We start from the raw sequence: 22,064 nt of genomic DNA, 5'->3' as shown, positions 1-22,064 counted from the left end.
ATGCCCGGCCTCTCCTGCGCACCCACGCGGGCGGGGCCGGGCACCGTCCGTCGTTGGGCCCGACTTTGGGGCCAAGGGCCCAGGTCACCCGACCCGTACACCCGTACGCTCACGCCCACACCCGCATGCAGAACTGCGGGCACAGGCATGACAAGTGGGCGTCGGAGAGGAAGAACCGTGACTGGTGGCGGGGGCTGGGAAAGCGGAAGCGCGGGCCACATACCGCCGGGGAGCGGGGGTGGTGGTTCCGGCACGAGCAGTGGCGTGTTCTTTGCGCTGACCCGTAGTTGGGCCGCCGGCGCCCTGGTCTACATCGCCGCCGGATATCTGGTGTCGCGCGGGCTCGTCGAGATGCTCGCCACCGACGAACGGCTCACGTCCTTCGGCTGGCGCCTCGCCCTGCTGCACGTACCGAACGTCATCACGACCGTGCTCACGGTCCTGGCCTCGGCCCGCGTCCTGCCCGACGAGCAGCGCGAGTCCCGCCTGCTGACACTGCTGGCCTCCCTGGGTGTCCCGCTGGCCGCGCTCGCCTACGGATTCGCCGTGTCCTGGCATCTCATGGGCTTCGAGGGCGCGTTGATGCCGGTCGTCTCGCTGGTGACCGGTTCGGCTCTGGGGCTGGCCGTCGACCGGCTGCTGGACGACCGCGAGGAGCAGTCGCCCGCGCCGTACCAGCCGTACTCCTGGCGGGACGGCGGAGCCACCGCCATGGAGTACCTCGGGGTGATCGTCCTCGTCGTCACGATGATCGGCGCGATGGCCATGGCGGGTGTCGGCGGGCAGATCGGCGAACGCATCCGCTGTGCGATCAATTCGATGGGCGGCGGGGGTGCCGGCTGCTCCACCGGCGGCGGCGAAACCACCGCGAAGCCGAAGACGGACGCCGACTACGAGCCCAAGATGTGCCAGGTCTCCAGCATCTCCGACACCGTCGGCGACAAGGTCAAGATCGGCTGGTTCGAGTGGGGCAACGAGTACGGCTTCCAGCAGAAGGTCAGCCAGGCCAAGACGGACGTGAACGGTGACGGCAAGGTCGACGAGAACGACAAGCTGGTCTACATGACGTTCACCGACGCGGCCTCGGCGGGCGCCACCGCCAGCACCCCCGGCATCAAGCTCGGCAAACTGGGCAAGGCCGATGTGGACGTCGGCGGCGGCATCAAGATCACCAACGGTGACACCTGGGTCTTCAAGAGCGAGGAAGAAGCCAAGAAGATGCGGGACGACATCGAGGAAATGAAGATGTGGGAGACCTCCACCAAGTACAGCGGTGGTTACGGCGGCGGCTGGTACTCCGGCATGAAGTGGGCCGACAAGAAGAAGGACGTCGAGAAGAAGATCGGCGACAAGAAGATCTCCTACTCGACCATCGGCCTCAACGTGTACGCGGACGGCGGCCTCTCCATCAGCGCGGGCGACGAGACCAAGCTCGGCGCCAAGCTCGGCGGCAAGGCCAAGTTCTCCCCCGAGGTGACCATCACCAAGGACGACGTCAACGGCAACGAGTCGTACACGTACACCGCCAAGCTCGAACTGGAGGGCAAGGTCGGCGGTTCGGCCGGTCCGCTCGGCGGCACGGCCGCGGCGAAGGACAGCCGGACCGGCGCGATCACCGTCACCCGCGACCAGAAGACCGGCAAGATCGTCCGCATCGACATGACCCAGACCCTCGAGGGCGGCGCGAAGTCCGACAAGGGCGACATCAGCGGCGACAACGGCAAGAAGGACGGCGACAAGCGCGGCGGCAAGGTCAGCGGCACCGACTCCTCCAGCGAGACCGGCATCGAGGTCCTGACCAACTCGATCGTCTTCGGCAAGGACACGGACCAGGCCACCGAGGACAAGCGGGCCGTCGCCGAGCAGTGGCTGAACGGCTCCGGCAACAACACCGCCCCGTTCGAGTACATGTTCGGCGACCACTCCATGCAGCAGAAGCCCACCGGAACCGACCCGTTCGACCAGCTGATGTTCCAGGACGGGCTGTCGAGCAGCATGAAGTACCACGGTGAGACGGATGCCCAGGAGTTCGGCTTCGAGGTGTCGCTCGGCATGAGTCTCGGATTCTCCATCTCGGACGAGCACAAGAAGGAGACACTGACGGACGCGCAGTTCCTCGGGGCTCCGCAGGGCGACAAGCGCTCGTACCTTCCGTACAGCTACTGCGCCAAGTAGCCAAGGCGGTACCGGCTGCGGCACGGTACCGCTACGGCACAGCACCGACCACGCACGACGAAGAGGCGATAGGCGATGACGACGACGATGAAGATGTCCCGGGCAATCGGCGCAGCTGCTGCCGCCGCCATCGGCCTCACCCTGCTCACCGGCTGCGGCGGCGACGCCGCCGCGCTCCCGGAGGGCTGGGGCAAGCTCGACACCAAGAGCCTCTCCGTCGGCTACCCCGAGAAGAAGGGCTACAAGGAACAGTCCGCGGCCGAACGCGCCAAGGCCAACGCCGCCGTCGCGGTCAAGGAGGAGGGCGGGCTGCGCAGCGGCATGGTCTCCGTGCAGCTCGACTTCGCCACGGGCGTGGACGACGCCGGTGAGGCGGCGGCTGCGGCGGGTGCCGGTATCGGTCTCGGGGCGACCCGCAAGAACACCTCGGACGTGCGGCTCGCGGGCGCGGAGAGCGCCCGCGAGGCGCGCAGGATCGACTACGAGTTCACGTCCAGCGGCAAGGACCGGACCCCGGCTCCGGGCACCGAGATGACGGGCGTCGTGGTGGCGGGCGTCGATTCGAAGCATGTGCCGTTCGCGGTCCGGATCAACGCGGTGAAGGGCTCGCTGAGCCGGCAGGACCTCGACGCGTTCGTCGATTCGATCACGGTCAAGTAGCGGATCAGGGGCGCACGTTCATGCAGATCCTGCCCGGCGGCACGGCCACGTTCCTGCTTCTGTTCGGCCTGTTCCTCGGCGCGTTCGCCGTCCGCTCGGCACTGCGTCTGCATCGGGTGCTGCGGCTGGTGCGGCACGGCGAACACGCCGAGGGCCGGTGCGCGGACCGCCGGACCATCGACCGGGGTCCGGGCATGGACCGAAGTTACGCCACCGAGTACGTCTTCGCGTTCCGCACCAGGGACGGCCGCGACATCGAGTTCACCGACCACGCCCCGGGCCCCTTCGGCTTCGAGGTCGGGGCGCCGGTCCGGGTCAGCTACGACCCGGCGGCCCCGTCGAAGCACGCCACGGTGGCGGGCCCGCGGGCGTGGGGGCCGGTGGTGATGCCCGCGGTGTTCGCGGTCGTGCTGGGGTTGTTCGCCGTGGGGCTGCTGGTCGGGTTCGCGGCGATGCGTGGGTGGCTCTGAGACACGCCGCTCACGGGCGCGCAGGGGTCAGAACGTGGCCCGGTCGAACGGCATCGGGAGCTTTTCCAGCGCCCCAGCGGCCCGCAGTCGTGTGTTCGCCTCGATGATCGTCTCGATGGCCGGGGACTCCGTACCGCCACGGGTGAGGTCGATGACCAGTCCACCGTGTGTGGTGCGGACGTACGTGCCGGGCAGCCCCTCGGGGGCGAGGGCCGCACGGCCGGCGGAGAGAAAGACCGCACGGCCGCAGCGGGGGTCGCTGTTCGCCAGGTCGAAGCGCTCGGCCACCGCCCGGTACTGGGGCTTGCTGTAGACCTGCCCGGCGTCGATCTCCCAGTTCTCCGCGAGGAGGCGCAGGATCTCCGGGGCACGCCGGATCACCTCCGCGGTTTCGTCCACCTCGCGCGACCGGAAGGCGAGCGAGACGGAGTTCAGCGCGTAGTGCGAGGTACTGCCCGCGTGAAGGGCCACGGACACCCGCGCCGCTGCGGGGTTGTGCGCCCACAGCGACGTCGTGTAGCCCACGACGTCGAGGTCGGGGCCCGTGTTCTTCCGCTCGATGTACTCCGTCAGCGCGGGGACCGAGGGCTCCAGCACGGGATCGGACGGGAGGTCGTCACCGGCCTCGTGCCATACGTCGAACGTCGGGCCGTCGATGTCCTTGAGCGCGCTGAGCGTGCCGGCCCAGCGCTCGGCGATGCCCGGCACCGATTCCCCGCGCAGGCCCCAGAAACCGTTGACGACGACGTACAGCACGACACGTTCTCCCTAGGGCTCCGGTCTGCGGTTCCACACCCCGTCCGGTGTTCAGCCGGTCACATCCCCCGGGGTGTGGATCACCTTAACCGGGATGCCCTTCTCCTCGAACATCTCGCGCGCCGCCTCGGCGACGTCCGGGTCGGACAGGTGCCACTCGACCGGCTTGCCGCGTGCCGCGTCGACCTGCCGGCGGGCCTGGTCCGCCCACCGGTCGGCGACCTTCGAGGTGAGCGTCCCGGTCTCGGCGTTGTAGAAGTCCTTGCCCTTGTACCCGTACTTCGCCTCCAGGTAGGTGCCCCGCGAGGCGTCCCAGCCGTCGAAGTCGACCGGCTTGCCGGTGAGTTTGTCCAGCGGTACCCGGTACTCCTTGCCGCGGCCCACCTTGGAGATCTGCTCCTGGTAGCGGGCACCCATCTCGGTCGGGTAGTTCCAGACGCCGGGCTTGATCTCCTGCCAGTTGCCCGAACCGCCGTCCTTGGCCCCGGCCGGCGGGTCCTTGAGGTCCTTGTACCAGGCCGGCTTCGGCTGGTTCTGGGCGTCCTGCAGGGCCTTGCGGCGCTTGGCCGCGTCCGCGGCCTTCTTCGCCTCGTCGGCCAGCTTCTGGGCCTCGTCGGCGGCGGCCTTCTTCTCCGGGTCGACCTCGTCGCACTTGCCGGTGAGGAACCCGACGGGCACGGAGGCGGGCGGCGCGGCCAGGAGGCCGGTGCCGGAACCGGGCAGTCCGATGCCCGCGCCGCTGCCGTACGGGATCCGTACGCGACCGCCCATCCCGACGGTGCAGCCCTTGAGGCCCGCCTGCTCGGCGGCGTCGTCGGCGTGCTGCTGCGCTTCCTTCGCGGCCTTCTCCGCGGCCGTGACGTCGCCCGCCTTGGCGGCCTTCTTCGCCTTGGAAGCGGCCTCCGAGGCCTTCTCCGCGAACTCGCCCAGCTTGCCGAGTTTCCCGAGCTTGCCCAGCTTTCCGAGTTTGCCGACGAGCTTGCCCTCGCCGTAGCCGGGGATGAACAGCGAGCCGATGTTCCAGAGACCGGTGCCGATCGCCTGGCCCTCGTTGCCGTTCTTCCACATGTCCCGGACGTCGTCGCCGATGAACACGTCGTCGAGGACCTTGATGCCGGTGCCGCCGGACGCCTTGGTCCAGTCCCAGACCGCACCGAGGTAGTCGCCCTTGGACCACTTGTCGCCGGCGCCCTTGGAGTCCTGGCTCCACTTGTCGCCGAGGCTCTTGCCGTAGTCCTTCAGGCCGTTCCAGGCCTTGATGGGGTGGATGACCGTGTCGATCGTGCCGGTGATGTCACCCCACAGGCCGTCGCCGACCAGGCCCTTGAAGAAGCCACCGGTCTGGTGTGCGGCACAGGAGAAGAACGCGCCGACGCCGGAGGTGCAGCTCTCGCCGGGCTTCTCGTCGCCGCCGTTGCCGCTGTCGTCCACATCGTCGCCGCCGTCCGGTTCCCCGGAGGTGTCCACGTCGTCGCCGCCGTCGTCGACCTGGGTGGCGGTGTCTCCTCCACCGGAGCTGCCGGAACCGGAGCCGCCGACTGCGTTGGAACCACCGGCCGCGTTGGATCCACCTGCCGCGTCGGAACCACCGGCAGCGTCGGAACCACCTGCCCCGGACCCGCCGGAGTCCGTACCGCCGCCGACGACGGATCCGCCCGAGTCCGTACCCCCGGCCGCGGCCGCGCCACCCGCGTCCGAGCCGGCTCCCCCGGACTCCGTGCCCCCGGAGTTCTTCCCGTCCCCGGCCACCACATCGCCCCCGGGCGCGGGGCACGCGCTCCCGGTCAGCTGGCAGATCGCGTTCCGCATCTCACCGGTCAGCTGGGCGCCGATCCCCGTGGCGATGAGTCCGCCGATGAGGGCCACGACCACCAGGACCATGCCCAGGTATTCCATCGCGGTCTGACCGCCGTCGTCGCGGCGCCATCTGATCATCCGCGCGATACTGAACGGCCGGTGCGGCACACGCTGTTCGGGGGGAAGCTCGAACCATTCGCGGGAGCTCGGCCGGAACAGCATGATGACAACGGCGACGGGTATCACCAGCTGCGTCACGCCTCGCCCGCCGCCGTCCCCGCCGAGGGTCGCCAGCGCACCGAGGGTGAGCCAGACGTGTACGGCCAGGAGCCCGCGCCAGATCCAGATGCCGCCGGTCCGCAGATACAGCGAGAGCACGAATGCGGTTACGCTCGGCAGCGCCGCGTACAGCAGCAGACCGAACAGCTGGCCGTCGACCTCATTGACCGCCGACGCCACCGTCAGCACACCGGCGCCGCCCAGGACCGCGGCCGCGAAGAGGACCCGGACGAGGATCAGCACCGCCTGCAACGGGCGCGGCAACGGCTGCCTGCCCTGCTGAGCCACGGCAGCACCCCCACCGGCGCCGCCCGAAACCGCAAATCCGCCTATGCCAGACACGACGAGTCCCCCAGCTTGCCGGTGTGCAGCCACAGTTCAGCCACTCCACGCATCCGACCACATCGGCACCCTTCGGGCATGGGCCTCAGGACCCAATGCGAGGCTCAAAGTTGCTGATTCCGCCAGGAGTTGCAGATACGCAGAGGGTCGGTGGACCGTCCCGCTACCGGCTGGGGACCTCGCTCCCGAACAGCATCCACGGCGACTGATCGAACGATGCCACTCCTGACAACTGCGGCTGCATCGCCGCGATTTCATGCCGGACTGCGAGCGTGTCCGGCCAACTGTCGAAGAATGTCGTGCCGTTGATGACGACACCGCTCCAGTCGGTCGCCGCGGAAGCGCCCTCCCGGTCGACCACGAAGCCGATGCAGAGCACGGAGGCCCGCCCTATCGCCTCTCTGATCGCCCGCGCGGCCACCTCCTGCTCGTCCCGCGTCAGCCGTCCGAATCCGAATTCGAGCGCGACGACTCCGTCCCCCATCCGCCGGATGCGCGCCGGAACTTCGGCTCCGCTGTTCACCCACAGCAGGAAGTCGACCCGGTCGATCCGCTGCAGGCCGGCCAGGAGCACGAGTTGCTCCCTGGTCACCCACGAAGGAGTGCCCCACGGGTCCGGCCCCGGGCCGAGGAGCGTGACCCGCCTCGTGACGGGGTGTCTGAGCCGCAGTCCTGCCGCGTCGAGATCGCCGAAGAGCGACTCGGCATCCGGGCGGCTCCAGCCGAGGTGGTACGAGTAGAAGAAACCGTCACTCATCGACACATCACCCCAAGAAGTGGTGGAACGTGAAGATCCAGGTGCGCATGGGCACGCCGGACAGGCGCTCGTGACGGGCGCCTGGTCAGGTGGGCTCATGGATGGTCGGGTACGAGCGTAATGAGCTCCGCCCGCCCGGGCTTGGGCCCACGGGCCCAGGGGCGGGCCCCAATGGGCCGTCCCCGTCAGGCTGAGCGGAGCTGCCCGCCGGTCATGCCCGGCTGAACAGGCCACCGCCTTCCGGCTCTTGGCCATCTCCGGGCCATGTGCGCCCGCCCCCGCTGTCGGCCGGCACCGCGGCCGGCGCGAGCCGCTCCCCGGTGGCCGGCGGTGCGGCGTCCGTGGCGGCCGGCCTGCCCGGCCACCAGAACCTGCGGCCCACATCGAGAGCCAGGGCGGGGACCAGCACGGACCGGACGAGGAAGGTGTCGATGAGGACGCCGACGGCCACCACGATGCCGATCTCGATGAACGCCACCTGCGGTGCGGTGGTCAGCGCGGCGAAGGTCGCCGCGAGCACGGCGCCCGCACTGGTGATGACCCCGCCGGTGGAGGTGAGGCCGGAGAGCACCCCGGCGTGGTGGCCGCGATGACCGACCTCCTCGCGGATGCGGTGGATGAGGAAGATGTTGTAGTCGACGCCGAGCGCCACCAGGAACAGGAAGCCGATCAGCATGACCTGGACGTCCACCGCCGGAAAGCCCAGGACATGCTGGAACAGCTGCCGGCTGATGCCGAGCGCGGCGAAGTAGGACAGCACCACGGTCGCCATCAGGAGGAGCGGGGCGACCAGTGCCCTCAGCAGCGCCACCAGGACGAGGAAGACGACGGCGAGCACCAGCGGGATCACCACCTTGCGGTCGTGCGCCTGCGCCTCGGCCTTCTCCTGAGCCATCGCCGTGGGCCCGCCGACCTTCGCGTCGGCGTCGGGCACGGCGTGCACCGCGGTCCGGATCCGGTCCACGGTGCGGGCCGCGGCCTCGCTGTCCGCGCTGTCCTTCAGCACGGCGCGCGTGACGGCGAGAGTGCCGTCGGTGGACTTCTCCGCCGGGGCCACCTCGGCGATCCCGTCGATTCCCTTGAGCGCGGCGGCGATCGCGGGGGCCGCGTCGGCCCTGCTGATGACCTGGGCCGGCCGGCTCTGCCCGGCCGGATAATGGGCGGCGAGGAGGTCCTGGCCGGCGATCGAGCCCGGCTTGCCGACCACGAGGTGGTCGTCGTCGAGTCCGGTCCTGAGGCCCAGCGAACCGAGTGCGAGGACGGTGAGGACGAGAGCGGAGCCGATCCACACCAGACGGGGGCGCCGGGAGATCCGGCCGCCGATCCGGTCCCACAGGCGGTGGTCGGCGTTCTTCACGGCCACCGCGGCGCGCGGCACGTTGGGCCAGAACACCCAGCGCCCGAGCAGCACCAGCACGGCCGGGAAGAGCGTGGTCATCGCGGCGAGTCCGCAGACGATGGCGATGGCTCCGGAGGGGCCGAGCGTGTGGTTGAACCCGACGTCCGCCTGGGTGAGGCAGAGCAGACCGATGCTGACGGTCGCCGCGGACGCGGCGATGGCCGGCACGGCACGGCGTGCCGCGATCCGGGCGGCCCGGTGCCGGTCGTCGTGGACCCTCAGCTCCTCGCGGTAGCGGGCCAGCAGCAGCATCGCGTAGTCGGTGCCCACACCGAACAGCAGGGCGGTCACCACGATCTCGTTCCCTCCGCCGACCGTCAGGCCGAAGCCCTTGGCGAGGAGATACGAGACGGCCTGGGTGGTGAGGAAGGCGACGCCCACGACGAGGAGGGGCAGCAGCCACAGGATCGCGCTGCGGTAGGTGATCAGCAGGAGCGCGGCGACGACCAGGACCGTGATGACGGTCAGCGCGCGGCCGGTCGACTCACGGGCGTCGGTGGCGTCCAGCGAGTTGCCCGCCGGTCCGGTCAGCTTCGCTTCGAGGCCGTCGGGCCGGTCGGCCGTGGCCCGCTCCCGCACCTTCTTGGCGTTGTCCGCGAGTGCGGTGCCGTCCTCCTTGTCGAGGGGCACCAGTACGGTCAGCGCCTTGCCGTCTGCGGAGGGCCTGGCCGGTTCGACCGGCCCGGCCGCCAGTGCGGCGTACTCCTTGACGTCGGCGGCGACCTTCGCCCTGTCCTCGGAGGTGAGCCCGTCGGCGTGGGCGTAGACGACGATGCCGAGCGAGATCCTGCCGTCGGCGAACCGGTCGGCGAGGCCCGCGACATCGGTGGACTCGGCCCCGCGGGGCAGCTCGACGGTGAGTTCGTCCTTCTCGATGCCGGACAGCTGTCCGGCGAGCGGCACGGACACGGCGACGATGATCAGCCACGCGATCAGCGTCAGCCATTTGCCCTTCCTTCCGCCCGGTGAGGTCAGCAGCCGGTCGGCCCAGCTGTGCGGTCTTGACATGGGGACTCCTCGTCCAGGGGTTGGATTCAGGGGGGTTGGGGGTCAGGCCGTGGGTGTGCGGCGAGTGCCGCCTCCGCGTCGTGGCGCTCGATCCAGGAGGTGTCGGCGGCGAGCGCCTTCATCTGAATTTCTCTGAATTTCCCCGAATGAGGTCATGACTCATCGGGCGCAGCATGCCCGTGACGGCTGTACGGCGCCTGTACAGCTGCGGCGTTCAGGAATTCAGATAGGCAAGGACGGCGAGAACACGGCGGTTGTCGTCGTCGGACGGTGCCAGGTCGAGTTTCGCGAAGACATTCGACGTGTGTTTGGTGACGACCTTCTCGCTGATACCGAGCCGTGCGGCGACGGCGGCGTTGGACCGGCCCTCCGCCACCAGCGCGAGTACCTCACGCTCGCGTGCGGTGAGCCGGGCCAGCGGTTCGTCGCTCGCGTTGCCCGCCAGGAGTTTCGCCACCACGTCCGGGTCCATCGCGCTGCCTCCGGCGGCCACCCGGCGCACACAGTCGATGAACTGCCGGCTGTCGAAGACCCGGTCCTTGAGCAGGTATCCGACCCCGCCCGAGCCGTCCGCCAGCAGTTCGCGTGCGTAGAGCTGCTCCACGTACTGCGAGAGCACCAGCACCGGAAGTCCGGGGATCCTGGTCCGTGCCTCGATGGCGGCGCGCAGTCCCTCGTCGGTGAAGGTGGGCGGGAGACGCACATCCACGAGCGCCACGTCCGGCCGGTGCTCGATGAGCGCGTCCAGGAGGGCGGGTCCGTTGTCCACGGCTGCGGCGATCTCGAATCCATGGGCCGTGAGGAGGCGGACCAGACCTTCCCTCAGGAGGAAGAGATCTTCGGCGAGAACAATGCGCACGGGATCTCCATGGTCGCCATCGTCGGTCCGCCCTGGGGGCTGTTCACGGCAAGTATGCCGTCGAATGCGGCAATGCGGTTCTCGATTCCGTGCAGCCCGGTTCCCGCCGATGCGGTCGCTCCACCGACTCCGTCGTCGCTCATGCTGATGCGCAACGCGTCGTTCTCGTGCCGGACATCGATCCAGACGCGCCCTGCGCGGGCGTGCTTCGCCACGTTCGTCAGCAACTCGCTGACGGCGAAGTACGCGGCGGACTCGACGGGTGCGTCCAGCCGGCCCGGCAGATCGACGGCGACGTCGACCGGGAGGGGACTGTCCAGGGCCAGGGCGCGTACGGCATCGCCCAGTCCCCGGTCGGAGAGGACCGGCGGGTGGATTCCCCTGACGAGATCGCGGAGTTCGCCGAGCGCTTTCGAGGACGAGTCCCGGGTCTCCGCCAACAGGGCGCGGGCGGCTTCGGGGTTGGTGTCCAGGAGTTGCTCGACGGCGTCGAGATTCATACCCATGGCGACCAGCCGGGCCTGTGCCCCGTCGTGCAGATCCCGTTCGATGCGGCGCAGCTCCGCCGCCTGACTGTCCACGACCGCCCCCCGTGTGCGGGTCAAATGGCCTACTCGCGCGGCGAGTTCGTCCCCGGGCCGCGGGCCGAGCAGCTTGCGCGTGAACAGGGCGTGGGCGGTGAGGAGGCGGGGGCCGGCCCAGAGGCCGAGGCCGATGAACCCGATGCCGGCCAGAGGCATCAGCCAGGCCCCCACACCCCGCTCGCCGCTCACATCGATCAGACCGGCGTAGTGGTCGTCGTAGCCGGCCGACACGAGAGCGTCCCAGACGAACGGGAAGACCAGGCCCTCCAGTCCGTAGACGAGCAGGGCCGCGGGCAGCAGCGCGAGCACGGTACCGATGACCGGGTCGGTGATCGTCCACAGCATGTCCCGCCAGGTGGCGGGGTCTGTGAGCAGCTGCCGGCAGCGGCGCACCCGGCCGAGGAATCCCGGCTCTTGGCCGGGCAGCGGAAGGTACGGCTCGGAGATCCTGACCCCGGACCAGGTGTACGCCAGGCGCCGCGACCGGTTCGCCAGCTTCCGTACGCCCGCCACCGCGAGCGGCAGGAGCAGCACACCCACGCCGAACCCGAGATAGACGAGGGAGATCACCGTCAGGACGAAGAGTGCGAGCTGCGGCGCCTTCTGCGCCGCCAGGGCGATTCCCCGCAGCGGCGACTGCCAGAGCCTGGGCGGTGCTGGTGTTGTCATGACTGCCTCCTGCGAGTGGGTCCTCTTGGTCCCGGCAGAGAGCAGTCTGTCGTGCGACCGCCCCGGGATCATTGGGCCTGTCACCCCTCTTCCAGGGGGGACTCAGGTCCCCCTGGAAGGTCCTCGGAGGGACGCCATGCGGGAGCCTTGCGCGGGGCCGCCTCGACGAGGGCTGCACGGGCGCCGCGGGAGATCGCCGTGGTGTCGAAGCCGCCCCGGTCGGGCAGGGCGCGCCACTGCGGCTCGGTTCGCTCCCGGCCGAAATGGATGGACAGGGGGCGGGCCGTCGCACATGGTTTACGTCGATGACACGCACCGACACGCCTCCCGCATGGGACGAACGCACCCAGCTGGCCACCTTCCTCGACTACGCCCGCGGCACCGCACGCGCGAAGTGCGAGGGCATCTCGACCGACGATGCCCGCCGCGCCCCGCTGCCCGGCTCGCCCCTGATGACGGTCTCCGGGCTGATCAGCCACCTCAGTTGGGTGGAGTACTACTGGTTCGAAGTGGCGTTCCTGGGTGGCGAGGACGAAGGGCCCTGGACGGACGAGGACCCCGACCGCGAGATGCGTATCGCGGTGGACATCCCGCTCGCCGACCTGCTGTCGGAGTACGAGGCACGGACCACCCGCTACCGCGAACTGGTCGCTTCCCACGACCTGGACACTCCGGCCAAACGCCCGCAGAGAGACGGCCGGTATCCCGATCTGCGCTGGATCGTGCTGCACCTGATCGAGGAGACCGCGCGACACAACGGCCACCTCGACATGATCCGGGAGATCGTCGACGGCTCCACCGGCGTCTAGTGCTGTGACCGACCGCCCGGTCACAACGGCACGGTGTGCCGAGGCACCGTAGTTGTCGTGCTGATTTGTGGTGGCCGGGTCAGCGGGCCTCGAAGGCGCCTCTCCGGCCGCGTGGTGGTCATGCGAGCAGTCGAGCCTTGGCCGTTGGTCATCCTCTGGCGAGAATCCGGCATCGGCGCCGACCTGGATCTACGTTCCGGCTCCGCCGGGGTGGTGCCGGTGGTGGCCGTCGGGGAGACGGGGCGTGAGATGCGGCCGGTGAGAAGAAGTGCGTTCGATGACCAGGAGGGCGGCGTCGTCGGCGAGGTGGCCGCCGACGTGGGCGAGCAGATCGCGGTGGATGTGGTGCAGCAGGGTGTCGGGGTTGGTGGCGGGGAAGGAGGCGACCCGTTTGGCGAGCGGGTAGAACGCTCCGGACGGTGAGCGGGCTTCGATGACACCGTCGGTGTAGAGGACGAGCATGTCACCGCCTTCGAAGGTGAACGGGTCGATGCGGTCGTCCTCGATCGTTCGTTCGCACACGCCCAGCGGAGGCAGGGGCTGTCGGGCATACAGGACCGTGACCCGCTGATCGCGCACCAGCAGGGGCGGGGGATGTCCGCAATTGATCATCTCGGCGGCCGGCAGGCCGTCGTCGGGGATCTCCAGGACGAGGCAGGTGATGAAGTGCTCGCCGGGGTCGTGCTCGGTGTCCGTCACGTCCTCCAGGTTCCGGGAGACGCTGTCTCCGAGGGCAGCTACCAGCCCGGGGAGGGTGGCATACCGGTGAGCGCCCTCACGGAATGCCCCCAGCACCAGCGAGGCCTCACCGATGGCGGCCAGCCCGTTGCCCCGGACATCGCCGATGACCACCCGGGTCGCGGCATGCGCGGCGCGGGCGAACGCGAACAGATCACCCCCGATCTCGGTCTCGTCCTCCGCGGACATGTACAGCCATGCCACCTGCAGCGGGCCGATCCGGCGTGGTGGAGGCCGAAGCAGGACACGCTGAGCCGTCTCCGCCACGGAGCGTGCCCGGCTCAGCGCCCGGTCGCGCCGCTCCCGCACAAACCGCATGAAAACCACCAAAGCGGAGAGCACGGTCAGCGCAATGGTCTGCGCCAAGTGGTTGGGCGTGGTCAGTCCGCCGAGGACGACAGCGATGAGCACCTGGGCCGCCACTGCCAGGGCCCCCGCGAGAGCGGTGAGCCGCGGCCCGGCGAGGGAGGCGGTCAGAGCGGGCGCGATGACCAGCAGCGGGCCCAGATGGATATCGCGCCCGGTGGAGATATCCAGCGCGGCGATCGTCACGATCAGCACGAACGGGACCGCCACCAGCCCGCCACCGGCTGGATGCTCCCGGAAGTGATCCCACAGACGTCGCACACCCATATGACCGTTATATTCCTATACGGGCAGTGTCTCCTGGGCACCCGCCGCCGCGACCCCACCGGGCCCCGTCCGGTTACCCCATCGCGGCAATGCCAGGTGCGATGTGCTCGGCGACCTGGTGGGTGAAGCTGACCGGGTGCCGGTCGGGCAGCACCTGGATCTCGCTGATGCCCAGCCTCGCGTACGCCTCCGCCTCCGCGAGAAACGCGTCCGGCCTGGCCAGCACCGGGCCGTTGTACATCACGGTCTTCGCGATGGCGTCGTAGTCACGGTCCTCCGTGGCGCAGTGGGCGCGCAGCACGTCGAGCTTGTGAGCCACTTCTTCCTGGTCGGTGGCGAACAGATTGCAGGCATCCGCATAGCGGGCGGCCAGGAGCAGGGTCTTCCTCTCGCCCCCGCCGCCGATCATGATCGGCGGGCGCTCGCCGATCGGCTCGGGCACGCACAGCGTCTCGGCGAGCTGGTAATGACGACCCCGGAACGGGCCGTTGTCGTCGCTCCACATCTGCAGGCAGATCAGGATCGTCTCCTCCAGCCGTTCGAACCGCTCGGCGACCGGAACCACCGGCACTCCGAGCCCGTACTGCTCCCGCTCGTACCAGGAGGCGCCGATGCCCAGCCTGGCCCTGCCGCGCGACAGCACATCGAGGCTGGTGACGATCTTCGCCAGCAGCCCGGGGTGCCGGTACATCACGCCCGTGACCATCAGGCCGAGCGTCATGCGCTCGCTCACCGCCGCCACGTAGCCGAGCGTGGTGTACCCCTCCAGCATCGGGTCGTCGGCGACGGTCTGCCCGGTCTCCATCTGGAAGTAGTGATCCATCACGGTGAACGACGAGATCCCCGCCTGTTCGGCGATCCTCACCGACTCCGCGAGTGTCGGCGCGATGAGCGCGGGGTCGGCCGGTGTCGAGTAGTTCCAGTAGTGCAAGCCGAGATTCACGTCCGACCTCCGCAGGTCAAGGGAGAGCAGGCCGGGACGGCGTCGCCGCACCGGCTGGAGGGCCGGCCGGATTCGTGCTCCGGGCCCGTCGGCGTTCCACCTCCTGACCACCCGCCCCACAGCCACCGTCCGTAGCCGGTAGTCACGCTACGCGCCCATGCGGCCGTCGGCATTTCGGTACGCCCTTGACCGGGACGACGGCCCCCCGTAATGGCCCGCATGCGAAGCTCGCAGAGAATCCGTGCAGGAGCGTCACACAGGCTGCACACAGTTGCTCGACATCCTCGTTAGCGTTGCTGGCCGCTCGATTCCACGTGCGAACGTGCACCAGGCCGCGATCCGGCGGCTCGACGGCATGTCAACTCAGGAAGACCGCAGATGGACTACTGCTCCTCGTGTCGTCGGCATCTCAACGGTGCCCTGGTGTGTCCCGGGTGCGGTGCCTACGCCCCGGACATCGCTCCCGGCACGGTCGGCAGTCGCGCCGTCCCTGCCCGGGCCACCACGGCGGCTTACGAGTTCTCGCCCTCGCACACCTGGCACGACGACGACGGCGGTCCCGGTGACGAGGCGACGGCCCGGACCGGCCCGGTGCCTGCGCCGCGCGGGCGGGCGGCGCGACGGCGTGAGATGGCGCGCTGGAAGAAGAACAAGCGCCGGGCCGTGGTCGCGACCGCCGTCGCGCTCGTCGGAGGCGGCCTGACCGTCACCGCGATGGACCGGCAGTCCGCCGACCAGGCACAGGCGGCCAGCGCGCCGGCGGTCCCGGCGCCGGACGTCGCGAGCATGGACTCCGCGGAGGAACGGACGCAGCAGCACCCCGGCGCGTCGGCGGCGCAGCCCGAGACGCAGCGCTCCTCCCGCATCCCCGCCGCGCAGTCGCCCGCGACCGACACCGCCCGTCGGCAGCCCACTGCCGCCCCGGCCCACGCCGCGCCGCTGAGTGCCCGGCCGGACGCCCCCGCCGCTCCTCGTACGGTGGCGAGGTCGGTGCCTCGGACGGGGGACGCCGTCCCGTCGACCGATACCGAAACGGCCCCCGCTCCCGCCGCCAAGCCGCCGCAGCAAGCACCCGCGCCCGCCGACAACGCGAGCAACACCGGCAGCACCGGCTCCGACTCGGGTACACCGGCGAGCCCTCCACCGGCATCGACGTCGCCCTCGCAGATCTGCGTACTCGTCCTCTGCATCGGCTGAGGCGCGACCTCGACGCGGAAAGCCGCTGGACATCGCCTTGGTGACCGGGCCCCCGGCAACTCGGGGGCCCGAAGGCCGTCGCCCTACCCCTTGGCTGCCCCCGAAGTGAGCCCCGGCACGATATGGCGGCTCGCGAAGGCGAAGAGGATCACCGTCGGAGCGATGGTGAGGACCGCTGCGGCGGACATGGAGCCCCAGTGGCCGTCACCAGCAGGAGCGCCCACCTGCGCCGCGTCCGGCAGAGCGTGGTCGCGTCCGGGTCAAAGTGACACGACATCAAAGTCGGCTGGGCCGATCACCTGCTGCAACCACGAAGGCCCGGCCCGAGCCGTTGTCGGTGATCTGGCACTGCTCGCCGTCACCACGGATCTCGAATGTCACGGTCTGCCCTGCCTCCTCGACCAGCACCGACCGCACGGCGTTCACACACTGCATCGATGATTCACCGTGATTCGACACCGAGGTCCGGGCGCCTCAACTACCTTACTGCCGTGGACCAATTGATCACCGAGGATCCGACGCGCATCGGCCCGTATCGCCTGATCGCCCGTCTGGGCGCGGGCGGCATGGGCCTGGTGTACCTGGGCCGCTCGGAAGCCGGACGAACAGTGGCTGTGAAGGTGGTGCAGGCCGAGCACGCCCAGCACCCCGAATTCCGCAGGCGGTTCGCACGCGAGGTGGCGGCTGCCCGGCGAGTGGGCGGGACCTGGACGGCAGCCGTGCTCGACGCCGACACCGAGGCACAGGTGCCCTGGGTGGCGACCCAGTACATCCCCGGGCCCGATCTGACCACCGTGGTCGCCAAGGACTTCGGGCCGTTGCCCGAGCACTCGGTCCGCACCCTCGCCAACCGCCTGGCAGTGGCCCTGCAGTCGGTCCACGGGGCGGGCCTGATCCACCGCGACCTGAAGCCGTCCAACGTACTGGTGACGGTGGACGGCCCGCGCGTGATCGACTTCGGTATCGCACGGGCGATGGACAGCCTCGCCGGGGACAGCCTGCACACCCGCACCGGGATGCTCATCGGATCCCCCGGTTTCATGTCGCCCGAGCAGGTACGCGGCCTCGAACTCACCCCGGCCAGCGATGTGTTCTGCCTGGGTGCCGTCCTCGTCTACGCCGCCACCGGCCGCCTCCTCTTCGGCGCCACGGAAACCGGCCTGAACGCACACCTCTTCCGGATCGCGGAGGAGGAAGCGGACCTGACCGGCGTACCGGAGTCACTCGTCGATCTCGTCCGCGCATGCCTGCACAAGGACCCGGCGCAGCGGCCCACGCCCGCCGACGTGGCCGCCCGTACGGTCACCGACCAGGACGGCGAATGGCTGCCCGGCTCGGTGCTCGCCCAACTCGGACGCCATGCGGCCCAGTTGCTGGACTTCGCCCCGGAGACACGGACCGCGCAGCCGGGCCCGCGTATCCCGGCCCAGGCCCAGCCACTTCCCCCACCTCCCGTGTACACCCCGACGACACCGGCGGACCACCGCCCGGCGCCGCCGGGGTTCGCGCCATCCGCGGGCCCGGTGCCAGGTGCCTGGCCCCCGTCACCGGCCCCGGCCGACGTCCATGGTCCGCACCCCAGACGGTGGGGGGGACTGGCTGTGGCCGTGCTGGCGCAACTGCTGGTGCTGATCGGCACGACGACCACGAACATGGCGTTGCCGTCCATCTACGCCGATCTGCACCTCGCTGCCGACGACCTGGACTCGTTGCCCCTCGCCTCTGCACTGGCATTCGGCGCACTGCTGCTGCTCGGCGGACACATCACTGATCTCATCGGCCGCAAACGGACGTTGATCACCGGTCTGGTCGGCTACGCGGTGGCGGGCGTGATCGGCGGCTTGTCCCCTTCTTTCGGCGTACTCATCGCGGCCGACGTCCTGCAGGGCGCGTCCGCCGCGCTGCTCTCATCGGCCGTGCTGGCCCTGGTGTCAACCGACTTCACCGGTCCGAAGGAGCGCGGCAGGGCTTTCGGGATCTATGCGGCGATCGCCGGCAGCGGAACGGCGATCGGCCTGTTCGGGGGCGGATGGCTGGCCGAAAGCATGAGCTGGCGCTGGTGCTTCTACGCCGGCGTCCCGCTCGCCGTGACAGCGGCGATCGGTGCGGCCGCCCTGGTGCACGACGGCCCGGTCCGCTCCCCTGCCCGCCTCGACGTTCCGGGCCTGCTGCTCGGCTCCGTCGGGCTTGCCACCCTCGTCTACGGCTTCGGCCGGGCCGAGTCGCGCGGCTGGACCGATCTCCTGGTCGTGCTGCTCCTCGTGGGCGGGCTCGCCCTGCTCCTGGTCTTCGCCTGGTGGCAGACCGCGACAACCAGCCCACTCCTGCCGCCGTACGTCTTCCAGGACCGCAACCGCGTCGGCTCCTGCCTCGCCCTGGCCTTCATCGGCATGGGCATGTTCGCCCTGCACCTGATACTGACCAGGTACCTGCAGGGTGCCCTCGGCTATGCCCCCTCCCAGATCGGCGTGGCCCTGCTGCCCATGGCCGGTGCGGTCGTCATCGCCGCCACCCAGGTCTCCGCCCGCCTGTACCGCCGGCTGGCGCCCCGCGTCCTCATCGTGCCGGGCCTGGTGCTGACGGCGATCGGCCTGGCGCTCCTGACCGGCCTCGACGCCAAAAGTGCGTACGCCACCCAGGTGCTGCCCGGCACTCTCCTCATCGGCTTCGGTCTCGGCCTGGCCTTCGTGCCGCTCTTCGCCACCGCGACCGGCGAGATCTCCCCACAGGACTCCGGCGGGGCCTCGGCGATGGTCAACATGGCCCAGCAGTCGGGCGGCTGGGCCGCCTCGCCCCTGTTCGGCGGCATCCTCGCCTCGGTGGTCTCCGCTCAGCTGGATCACATGTCAGGCGCTCCTGAGGGCTTGACCAAAGCAGTCGAGCAAGGCGTCCTGCTCAGCCGACAGAACCTTCCGGCGGCACTGTCCGACGTCGTAAGGGAGACCGACAAGGCGGTCCTGGGCGGCTACTCCGTCATCCTCTGGTGGGCGGTCGGCCTCACGCTGCTCGCGGGCCTGCTCGCCGGCCTGCTGGTCACGGCCGAGGCTCCGAGTGGTGACCCCGACTCCCGTTGATCTCGCGCACCGGTCGATTCGCCCGGGAATCGGCCGTCCGATTCCTTGGCCAGTGACCGGGCAATGAGCGCCTCCGCCCCGACGAGTAGTTCCGAGGTCCCGCAAGATCGGCGGGAGTTGTCGGACCTGCACGCTACGTTGAGCGCATGACCTACGTAGAGAGCAAGACGGAGCGCATCAGGCCGCAGCAGTTCCACGAGACTGTCGGTGTGGAGGACTGGCGCGTGGTGGGCGAGGGGGCGTGTGCGTACTTCCGCACCGGGTCGTTCGCGGTCGGTGCCCAGTTCGTGCAGGCGATCAGTGGGATACCGGGAATTGAGGACGATCACCCGGACGTCGATGTGAGGCAGGAGGGTGTGATCGTTCGGCTGATCACGGTCACGGACGACTACTACGGAATGACCGAACGACACATCGAGCTGGCCCGGCAGATCTCGGCGGTGGCCCGCACCCTGGACATGCTGGCCGACCCATCCGTCGTGCAGACCGTCCAGGTCACCATCGATGCCCTCGCCGCTCCCGACGTGGTGGCGTTCTGGCGTGCCCTACTCGGTTACCAGGACCGCGCCAACAGCGGCGAGGACCTGATCGACCCGCGCCGCCGCGGGGCACCGTTCTACTTCCAGCAGATGGACGCGCCACGCCCACAGCGCAACCGGGTCCACGTCGACGTGTGGGTGCCCTACGACCAGGCCGAGGCCCGGATAGCCGCAGCACTCGCGGCCGGCGGTCGTCTGGTGAACGATGCCGACGCGCCGTCGAACTGGGTGCTGGCCGACCCCGAGGGCAACGAGGCGTGCGTCGGCGTGGCGGGCCCGCCCGAGCCGGCCACCGCCCTCCCGTGAACAATCTCGGTCACCCTCCCCGCACTCCGGATGGGCCGACAGCATTCGGAACTAATCGTCCAGGGAGGTACGCGTGCACCGGGCAAAGGGGCCCGGCACCGCGACGCTCTCGCGGTACCGGGCCCTTGCGTAAGATCTCGCGCCCTGTGTCAACCGCGGGACAGGCATCCAGCCGTAGAACGTGATCTTGCCGGTCGGGACCGGCCGGGGGGAGCCTCAAGCCTCCCTGCGGGGGGCAACCCCCGGCACCGCCCTGAGGACAGCGCGTCGGCACGTCAGGGGGAAAGCCGGATGGCCCGATCCCCTCTCCGCTGGTGGGATGGTCTCCGACCGTCGGCTCAAGGGGCGACACAGTCGCGAGCCACAGCCTGAGCGGTCCCTGAACGCGCGCAACCTGAACAGAGAAGGGGTCGTCGTGCATGGGTTAAGAAAGCGTCGGCGAGGCCTGCTCGTCCTGACCAGCCTGGCTACAGCTCTCCTCGCCGCATCGACCGCGCCCACGGCGGCGGCGAAGCCGCGGCCGGCCGATCCGCTCCAACGGCAGGTGGAGGCGATCCACGACACCGGGGCCGTCGGTGTGCACGCCGAGGTGACGTCACCGGACGCACGCGACAGCGCGTACGCCGGGACGGCCGCGATGAACACAAGGAGGCCGATGCCGCGGGACGGCAGGTTCCGGATCGGCAGTGCCACCAAGACCTTCACCGCCACGGTTGTGCTGCAACTTGTCGGCGAGGGACGAATGTCCCTGGAGGACACCGTCGAGCAGTGGCTGCCGGGAGTGGTCCGGGGCAACGGCAACGACGGCAGCCGGATCACCGTGCGGCAGTTGCTGCAGCACACCAGCGGCATCCCTGATGTCGGACCGCAGATATCCGCGTTGACCAGCGCGGACGGCTATCGGGCCGAACGGTTCCGCACGTACACCCCCGAGGAGTTGGTGGGTCTGGCGATGCGGCACTCTCCCAAGTTCTTTCCGGGCGAAGGCTGGTCGTACTCCAACACCAACTACACTCTCGCCGCAATGATCACCCACAAGGTCACCGGCCGGAGTTGGGCACGGGAGGTGAAGGACCGGATCATCCGCCCCCTGCACCTGAGGGACACCAGTACGCCCGGCGTCTTCCCATCCATCCTGGGCCCGCACGCCCGTGGCTACGCCGCGTTCGGCACCGACACCGCCATCGACGTCACGGAGCTCAATTCGAGTATGACCGTCGGCTCCGGCTCGGTCATCAGCACCGCGCACGACCTGAACCGGTTCTACGCCGCGCTGCTCGGCGGCCGTCTGCTGGCTCCGGCGCAGCTCGACGAGATGACGACCACCGTGCCCGCGCCCGAGCTGGGCGTGAGGTATGGACTCGGTCTTGCCGAGATTCCGTTGCCCTGTGGCGGCAGCTACTTCGGTCACCGGGGCGAACTCCTCGGCTATGTCACCTGGGGTGGCGCCGCCCGAGGCGGGACCCGGACCGCCGTGGTGTACGTCACCAGTGACGGCGGCCAGGACACTCAGCAGGCCATGCTCACACTCATGGGTCAGGAACTGTGCCGAACCCGCCCCTAGACAGGACCTGTTGCGAAAGTGGATCGTCTGTCAGACCTGTCTGGGATGCTCCGAGCATGGAGATGACGCTGCAACTGACGATCGATTGCTCCGATCCACAGAAAATGGTGACCTTCTGGGCCGAGGCCCTGGGCTATGTGCCTGAGCCTCCGCCGGGCGGGCACGCCACGTGGCGTGCTTACTGGGCGTCGATGGGCGTGCCCGAGGCAGATTTGCCGGCCGGTGCCGGGGACATTCCGGAGTCGATCACCGATCCTGCCGGACGAGGACCGAGGGTGTGGTTCCAGCAGGTTCCGGAGCCGAAGGTCGCCAAGAACCGGTGGCACTTCGACCTGAAGGTCGGTGGGGGCCGTGACGTCCCACTGGACGTCCGCACACAGCGGGTCAAGGCTACGGTGGAACGGCTGGTCAAAGCTGGTGCCACCGTGCTGCGGATCAAGGATGAGCCGGACATGGGGCTCTACGCCGCCGCTATGCAGGACCCCGAGGGCAACGAATTCGACGTC

Annotated in this window: 18 protein-coding genes; 9 read left to right on the top strand and 9 right to left on the bottom strand. The window is 69.6% G+C overall.

What is annotated here, in order from left to right:
* Positions 1–177: 177 nt before the first annotated feature.
* The 3 genes from GA0115254_RS20725 (at position 178) to GA0115254_RS20715 (ending at position 3,305) form a co-directional block, all read left to right on the top strand.
* A complete protein-coding gene (locus GA0115254_RS20725; protein ID WP_093896775.1) occupies positions 178–2,175 on the top strand; it encodes a hypothetical protein in 1,998 nt (665 codons plus the stop codon).
* A gap of 75 nt (positions 2,176–2,250) precedes the next feature.
* On the top strand, positions 2,251–2,835 hold the full coding sequence (locus tag GA0115254_RS20720) for a hypothetical protein (RefSeq protein WP_370740911.1): 585 nt from the start codon (positions 2,251–2,253) through the stop codon (positions 2,833–2,835).
* A 20-nt stretch (positions 2,836–2,855) separates the two neighbouring features.
* Entirely contained in the window at positions 2,856–3,305 is a 450-nt protein-coding gene (locus GA0115254_RS20715) for a DUF3592 domain-containing protein (protein WP_093896774.1), read from the top strand.
* A gap of 27 nt (positions 3,306–3,332) precedes the next feature.
* Here the strand turns inward: GA0115254_RS20715 and GA0115254_RS20710 are convergent, their stop codons facing one another.
* The 6 genes from GA0115254_RS20710 to GA0115254_RS20685 form a co-directional block, all read right to left on the bottom strand.
* Positions 3,333–4,061: an Imm52 family immunity protein gene (locus GA0115254_RS20710; RefSeq protein WP_093896773.1), complete on the bottom strand. Its 729-nt coding sequence runs from the start codon at positions 4,059–4,061 to the stop codon at positions 3,333–3,335.
* Positions 4,062–4,112: 51 nt separating this feature from the next.
* Positions 4,113–6,425, bottom strand: a complete 2,313-nt coding sequence (locus GA0115254_RS20705) for a Tox-REase-5 domain-containing protein (protein ID WP_256102708.1) — start codon at positions 6,423–6,425, stop codon at positions 4,113–4,115.
* Between the two features lie 217 nt (positions 6,426–6,642).
* Complete coding sequence (locus GA0115254_RS20700) at positions 6,643–7,236, bottom strand: hypothetical protein (RefSeq protein ID WP_093896883.1); 594 nt, start codon at positions 7,234–7,236, stop codon at positions 6,643–6,645.
* A 211-nt stretch (positions 7,237–7,447) separates the two neighbouring features.
* On the bottom strand, positions 7,448–9,643 hold the full coding sequence (locus GA0115254_RS20695) for an MMPL family transporter (protein ID WP_093896771.1): 2,196 nt from the start codon (positions 9,641–9,643) through the stop codon (positions 7,448–7,450).
* Positions 9,644–9,857: 214 nt separating this feature from the next.
* Positions 9,858–10,502 carry a LuxR C-terminal-related transcriptional regulator gene (locus tag GA0115254_RS20690; protein ID WP_093896770.1) on the bottom strand — a complete coding sequence of 215 codons (645 nt, stop codon included), beginning with the start codon at positions 10,500–10,502 and terminating at the stop codon, positions 9,858–9,860.
* Positions 10,466–11,755, bottom strand: a complete 1,290-nt coding sequence (locus GA0115254_RS20685; RefSeq protein WP_093896769.1) for a sensor histidine kinase — start codon at positions 11,753–11,755, stop codon at positions 10,466–10,468. Before GA0115254_RS20685 ends, GA0115254_RS20690 begins: the two co-directional genes overlap by 37 nt.
* Positions 11,756–12,060: 305 nt before the next feature.
* On the opposite strand from GA0115254_RS20685, the gene GA0115254_RS20680 reads away from it, so the two are divergent.
* Complete coding sequence (locus tag GA0115254_RS20680; RefSeq protein ID WP_093896768.1) at positions 12,061–12,564, top strand: DinB family protein; 504 nt, start codon at positions 12,061–12,063, stop codon at positions 12,562–12,564.
* Positions 12,565–12,753: 189 nt separating this feature from the next.
* Here GA0115254_RS20680 and GA0115254_RS20675 read toward each other — a convergent pair whose 3' ends face one another.
* A complete protein-coding gene (locus GA0115254_RS20675; protein ID WP_093896767.1) occupies positions 12,754–13,935 on the bottom strand; it encodes a PP2C family protein-serine/threonine phosphatase in 1,182 nt (393 codons plus the stop codon).
* A gap of 73 nt (positions 13,936–14,008) precedes the next feature.
* A complete protein-coding gene (locus GA0115254_RS20670; RefSeq protein WP_093896766.1) occupies positions 14,009–14,878 on the bottom strand; it encodes an LLM class F420-dependent oxidoreductase in 870 nt (289 codons plus the stop codon).
* Between the two features lie 378 nt (positions 14,879–15,256).
* Between GA0115254_RS20670 and GA0115254_RS20665 the strand changes: the two genes are divergently transcribed.
* Positions 15,257–16,075 (top strand): SCO2400 family protein, encoded by an 819-nt coding sequence (locus GA0115254_RS20665; RefSeq protein WP_093896765.1) that lies wholly within the window; start codon positions 15,257–15,259, stop codon positions 16,073–16,075.
* Between the two features lie 276 nt (positions 16,076–16,351).
* On the opposite strand, the gene GA0115254_RS44620 is transcribed toward GA0115254_RS20665, so the two are convergent.
* Complete coding sequence (locus tag GA0115254_RS44620) at positions 16,352–16,510, bottom strand: hypothetical protein (RefSeq protein ID WP_176740217.1); 159 nt, start codon at positions 16,508–16,510, stop codon at positions 16,352–16,354.
* 56 nt (positions 16,511–16,566) lie between these two features.
* Between GA0115254_RS44620 and GA0115254_RS20660 the strand changes: the two genes are divergently transcribed.
* From GA0115254_RS20660 to GA0115254_RS20645, 4 genes are all read left to right on the top strand, one after another.
* Positions 16,567–19,149, top strand: a complete 2,583-nt coding sequence (locus GA0115254_RS20660; protein ID WP_093896764.1) for an MDR family MFS transporter — start codon at positions 16,567–16,569, stop codon at positions 19,147–19,149.
* A gap of 146 nt (positions 19,150–19,295) precedes the next feature.
* Positions 19,296–19,994 (top strand): VOC family protein, encoded by a 699-nt coding sequence (locus tag GA0115254_RS20655; protein ID WP_093896763.1) that lies wholly within the window; start codon positions 19,296–19,298, stop codon positions 19,992–19,994.
* A gap of 415 nt (positions 19,995–20,409) precedes the next feature.
* Entirely contained in the window at positions 20,410–21,558 is a 1,149-nt protein-coding gene (locus tag GA0115254_RS20650; RefSeq protein WP_176740216.1) for a serine hydrolase domain-containing protein, read from the top strand.
* A gap of 56 nt (positions 21,559–21,614) precedes the next feature.
* On the top strand, positions 21,615–22,064 hold a 450-nt coding region (locus tag GA0115254_RS20645), incomplete at its 3' end, for a VOC family protein (RefSeq protein WP_093896762.1).

Origin of the sequence: Streptomyces sp. Ncost-T10-10d, assembly GCF_900091955.1 — a bacterium.
In the GTDB taxonomy this organism is placed as follows: domain Bacteria; phylum Actinomycetota; class Actinomycetes; order Streptomycetales; family Streptomycetaceae; genus Streptomyces.
Note: the sequence above shows the minus strand (reverse complement) of the source record. Positions and strands in the feature narration are given on the sequence as shown.